1 protein-coding gene is annotated in these 1,144 nt (G+C 67.7%); it reads right to left on the bottom strand.

All coding sequences use genetic code 11. The features are described from left to right. Positions 1-91: 91 nt before the first annotated feature. A complete protein-coding gene (locus AC07DU_RS33875) occupies positions 92-1,048 on the bottom strand; it encodes an IS481 family transposase (RefSeq protein WP_479115772.1) in 957 nt (318 codons plus the stop codon). Positions 1,049-1,144 lie beyond the last annotated feature (96 nt).

The following is a 1,144-nucleotide window of genomic DNA, read 5'->3' on the forward strand; positions in this document are numbered from 1 at the left end:
CAGCGCACCGACACCAGACCCGTCAGGCAAAGCCCAAAATCTGAAACAGAACACGACTCATGAGGCGAGCCGGGAACTCAAGACCAGGTCACTAGGTGTATTGACCCGCAGGGTTGTTTACGCGGCTGATGGGCGGGTGTCCGCCCAGTGCGGTGTGGCAGCGGTGGTGGTTGTAGGTGTGGAGGAAGTCTGCCAGGGCCGCTGTCCGTTCGTCGTTCGAGGTGTAGGGCCGTAGGTAGGCCCATTCCTCGAGCAGGGTGCGGTTGAAGCGTTCGACCTTGCCATTGGTCTGGGGCCGGTAGGGCCGGGTGAGCTTGCCGGCGGCGCCGATGTCGCTCAGGACGGCCTTCCAGGCCAGGCCCTTGCGGTAGGCCCACGCGTTGTCGGTGAGGACGCGTTCGATGCGGGTGATGCCCTGAGTGTGAAAGAACGCGGCGGCGCGGGCGAGGAAGTCTGCGCAGGTGGCGACCTTCTCGTCGGGGTGGATCTCGCTGTAGGCCAGGCGGCTGTGGTCGTCAACTGCGGAGTGGACGTAGTCGAATCCCCCGCCGGACTTCGTGCTGCGGCCGGCTTCGCGGCCCAGGGCCTTGTGGCCGCCGCCGGTGGGTATCCGGCCGAGTTTCTTCACGTCCACGTGGATGAGCTCGCCTGGCCGGTCGCGTTCGTAGCGGCGGATCACGGTGCCGGTCGGGCGGTCCATCCAGGCGAGACGGCGCAGGCGGTGCCGGGTCAGGATGCGGTGGACGGTCGAGGCGGGCAGGCCCACGATGGGGCCGATCCGGGCGGGGCCGAGCTTGCGGTCCCGCCGCAGGTCACACACTCGGGCCTCGATCGCGGCGGCAGTTCGGTGCGGGGTTGTCCGCGGCCGGGAGGACCGATCGGCCAGGCCGGCTTCGCCCTCGGTCCGCCACCGCCGGACCCATTTGTGGGCGGTGGCCCGCGATATACCCATCTCGGCGGCGACATGGGCGATCGGACGGCCCGATGCGACACGTTCAACCAGCAGTCGCCTACCGAAGACGGTCAGCCGGGCATTACGGTGGGACACGAAGGCCTCCGTGCGGTGAGTTCCTAGACAGCTCCCACCACACCGGAGGTCTTCGCCATGTTCAAGACCTGCCGAGTGTCAACAACGCTCGTGATC

Source organism: Streptomyces sp. NPDC045695, from assembly GCF_056432025.1.